General features: G+C 68.4%; 3 protein-coding genes, 1 pseudogene and 1 riboswitch. Of the genes and pseudogenes, 2 read left to right on the top strand and 2 right to left on the bottom strand.

Features of this window, described 5'->3' with window-relative positions:
• Positions 1–484 (top strand): annotated as a pseudogene (locus tag DD1DGNOD_RS07165) (phosphogluconate dehydrogenase (NAD(+)-dependent, decarboxylating)); the annotation flags it as partial.
• Between the two features lie 119 nt (positions 485–603).
• Here the strand turns inward: DD1DGNOD_RS07165 and thiC are convergent.
• Positions 604–2,415 carry a phosphomethylpyrimidine synthase ThiC gene (gene thiC, locus DD1DGNOD_RS07160; RefSeq protein ID WP_430827769.1) on the bottom strand — a complete coding sequence of 604 codons (1,812 nt, stop codon included), beginning with the start codon at positions 2,413–2,415 and terminating at the stop codon, positions 604–606.
• Positions 2,408–2,531: riboswitch (TPP riboswitch) on the bottom strand. Its footprint overlaps the gene before it by 8 nt.
• A 203-nt stretch (positions 2,532–2,734) precedes the next feature.
• Between thiC and DD1DGNOD_RS30485 the strand changes: the two genes are divergently transcribed.
• Entirely contained in the window at positions 2,735–2,869 is a 135-nt protein-coding gene (locus tag DD1DGNOD_RS30485; protein WP_283234665.1) for a hypothetical protein, read from the top strand.
• 58 nt (positions 2,870–2,927) lie between these two features.
• On the opposite strand, the gene DD1DGNOD_RS07155 is transcribed toward DD1DGNOD_RS30485, so the two are convergent.
• On the bottom strand, positions 2,928–3,706 hold a 779-nt coding region (locus DD1DGNOD_RS07155; RefSeq protein WP_206443005.1), incomplete at its 5' end, for a class I SAM-dependent methyltransferase.

The raw sequence follows: 3,706 nt of genomic DNA, 5'->3' as shown, positions 1-3,706 counted from the left end.
GCCAAACGGTGCCGGGCATTTCGTCAAGATGATCCACAACGGTATCGAGTACGGCATGATGGCCGCGTTCGCCGAAGGCATGGCCATCCTGGAGAAGGCCGGTATCGGCCGGGACCACGCAGGTGAGCACGACGCCGAGACCACCCCGCTCGCGCATCCGGAGTACTACCAGTACGACATCGACACCGCGGCGGTGGCCGAGGTGTGGCGCCGCGGCAGCGTGGTCAGTTCCTGGCTGCTGGATCTGACCGCGGCCGCGCTCGTCGAGGACCCGAAGCTGGAATCGTTCAGCGGCCGGGTCTCCGACTCGGGTGAGGGCCGCTGGACGGTGCTGGCGGCGGTGGAGGAGGGCGTACCCGCCCACGTCCTCACCGCCTCGCTGTACGAGCGGTTCAGCTCACGCGGCGAGGCCCTGTTCGCCGACAAGCTGCTGTCCGCGATGCGCAAGCAGTTCGGCGGTCACGCGGAGAAGCCGGCAACCTGACCAGCGGCCCGGCCCGACCCACCCGGATCCGTAGGTGGAAACCGTTGTGACAGCGACGGTTTCCACCTACAGCCGCGGAAACCGTAGGTGGAAACCGTCGCGATAGCGACCGGAACCACCTATGCTTCCGCGATCGGGAGGTAGACGTGACTCCCGCGGGCGGCGAACTCCGCCGACTTCTCCCGCATACCGGCATCCACGGCCTCGGTCTCCCCCATGCCGTGCTCTGCGGCGTACCTGCGCACATCCTGCGTGATCTTCATCGAGCAGAAGTGGGGGCCGCACATCGAGCAGAAGTGTGCCGACTTCGCGGGCGTCGCGGGCAGGGTCTCGTCGTGGAACGCCTCGGCGGTCTCCGGGTCGAGCGCGAGATGGAACTGGTCGGTCCACCGGAAGTCGAACCGTGCGTCGGACAGGGCGTCGTCCCATGCCTGGGCGCCCGGATGCCCCTTGGCCAGGTCCGCCGCGTGCGCAGCGATCTTGTAGGCGATCACTCCGGCCTTGACGTCGTCGCGGTCGGGCAGCCCGAGGTGCTCCTTGGGTGTGACGTAGCAGAGCATCGCCGTGCCGTACCAGCCGATCATCGCGGCGCCGATCGCGGACGTGATGTGGTCGTAGCCCGGGGCGATGTCCGTGGTCAGCGGCCCGAGGGTGTAGAAGGGCGCGTCGTGGCACAGCTCGCGCTGCAGGTCCACGTTCTCTTTGATCTTGTTCATCGGGACGTGCCCAGGGCCCTCGATCATGACCTGGACGTCGTGCTCCCACGCCACCGACGTGAGCTCCCCGAGCGTCGCCAGCTCCGCGAGCTGGGCGGCGTCGTTGGCGTCGGCGATCGAGCCGGGACGCAGCCCGTCCCCCAGTGAGAAGGTCACGTCATAGGCGCGAAGGATCTCGCACAGCTCGGCGAAGTGCGTGTAGAGGAAGTTCTCCTGGTGGTGGGCCAGGCACCACGCGGCCAGGATCGACCCGCCGCGGGAGACGATCCCGGTCTTGCGCCGCGCGGTCAGCGGGATGTAGCGCAGCAGCACCCCGGCATGGACGGTCATGTAGTCCACACCCTGCTCGCACTGCTCGATGACGGTGTCCCGGTAGACCTCCCAGGACAGTTCCTCGGCCTTGCCGCCGGCCTTCTCCAGCGCCTGGTAGATCGGTACGGTCCCGATCGGGACCGGCGAGTTCCGGATGATCCATTCCCGGGTGGTGTGGATGTCACGCCCGGTGGACAGGTCCATGACGGTGTCGGCACCCCAGCGGGTCGCCCACACCATCTTGTCCACCTCCTCCTCGATGGACGAGGTCACCGCCGAGTTCCCGATGTTCGCATTGATCTTCACCAGGAGGGCGCGGCCGATCGCCATCGGCTCGGACTCAGGGTGGTTGACGTTCGCGGGCAGCACCGCGCGACCAGCGGCGATCTCCGCCCGCACGGTCTCGACCGGCAGGCCCTCGCGCAGCGCCACGAACTCCATCTCCGGGGTGACCTCGCCCCGGCGCGCGTAGGCAAGCTGGGTGACGGCCCGGCCGGGCAGCGCCCGTCTGGGTGAAGGCTTGCGCAGCCCCTCCCCGTGCCGGATCTCGGGTGCGGTGCCCTGGTAGACCTCGGTGTCACCGCGAGCGGCGATCCAGGCGTCCCGCAGCGGAGCCAGCCCCCGGCGCACGTCGGTGACCTGCTCGGCATCGGTGTACGGCCCGGAGGTGTCATACAGGATCACGCTGTCGCCCGTGGACAGCACCACCTCACGCATGGGCACCCGCAGACCGTTCGCGGAGCCGATCAGATAGGTCTTGCGGCTGCCGGGCAGCGGGCCGGAGGTGACAGGTGCGGGTGAACCACCGGGCACGCGCGCGGTGCCAGTGGCGCCTCCGGTGACGGACGCCCCGCTGCTGACGGGCGTGGCCACGGAGACTGGTCGGTCAACAGGCAGCACCACAGTGACGGCTCCCTACGCCGGCATTATCCGGACAGGTTCCAGCGGTCGGCGGCACCGTGGGTCAACCCCAGCCGCCCTCTCAGCCTCCTTCGTCGGAAGCTCCCGCGTTGACGGTGGATGTGACGGTACGCCCAACCAGGATCCTCCCGCCACCCAATCGGCGGAACATCCGTCCGCAACGCCGGAACGTGTCACAGCGTCACTCCACGCGAACGTCAGGTGAGATGCATCCGGGAGCGGGTAGTCAGGCTGGGACGGCGTTCGCCCCGTGACCGGAGCCGATCCCCACTTCACTTCCCCACCCCCCCTGGGAGCATGAATGATTCTGCTGCCATTGCTGATCCTCTTCGTCGGAATCTTCGTCATCGGACTCGTCCACGACTGGCGCTACGACGAACCACCCGGGACGGGCGACCCGGGCAGAACTCGACCGGACAGCACGACGACCACCTGACGAAATACCTCGACGCCAACGGAACGATTATATGCCCGGCCCGTCCACAGCCTGGCTCTCAGAACTCCTTGCGGGCAAGAATCCGAAAGGTGTTGGCACGGTGCCCACCACGGAGCACCGGCCGCAGCACAAAATCCGCGGCAGCCGCGACGGCCAGGAAGGGAGTCACCGCGACAAGCGCACCGCCACGCCGCAACCTCCGCCGGACGCCGGGTTCGGCGGACAACCACGGCAGACCCGGGTCCGGCGCCAGCCACTGCGCCAGCAGGAACACCGCGGCGGTCAGGTCGCCGGGTCGGTGCGCCCGGCCGAACTGTATCGCGACCGGCCGCAGACCGCGTTCGGTCAGCCCGCTGGTGAGATTGTCGACGGTCGGCAGGCACAGATGCCGGGGAACGCACCAACCGGCCCAGAAAGGTCCGAGGGCACGCGCGACCGGAGACCGGGTATTCGGCAGCTCGAGCAGGAGATAGCCGCCGGGAACGAGCACCTCGGCCGCCAAGTCGAGTTCCAGCAACGGATCACGGACATGTTGCAGGTGGTGGAACATGCTGACGACGTCGTACCGGCCGCTCAGCCGGTCGGTGAAATCGGCGAGAACACCCCGGTATCCACCGTCCACCCACCGTCTGCGGCTGGCCTCCTCGACACCGTCGGACTCGTCCAGCCCGTCGAACACGGTGGTGGGCCAGACGTCCCGGGCGGCGTCACAGAAGCGGCCGGCTCCGGTACCCACATCGAGCCAGGCCCGCGGCTGGATAAAAGGTCGCAGCATCCGCGCGCGGTCGCGGTATGCCCGCACGCCCGTGGCGGCATCCGGGCAATACCGCTCTGACC

The organism is Candidatus Protofrankia californiensis (assembly GCF_900634765.1).
GTDB lineage: Bacteria > Actinomycetota > Actinomycetes > Frankiales > Frankiaceae > Protofrankia > Protofrankia californiensis.
Note: the sequence above shows the minus strand (reverse complement) of the source record. Positions and strands in the feature narration are given on the sequence as shown.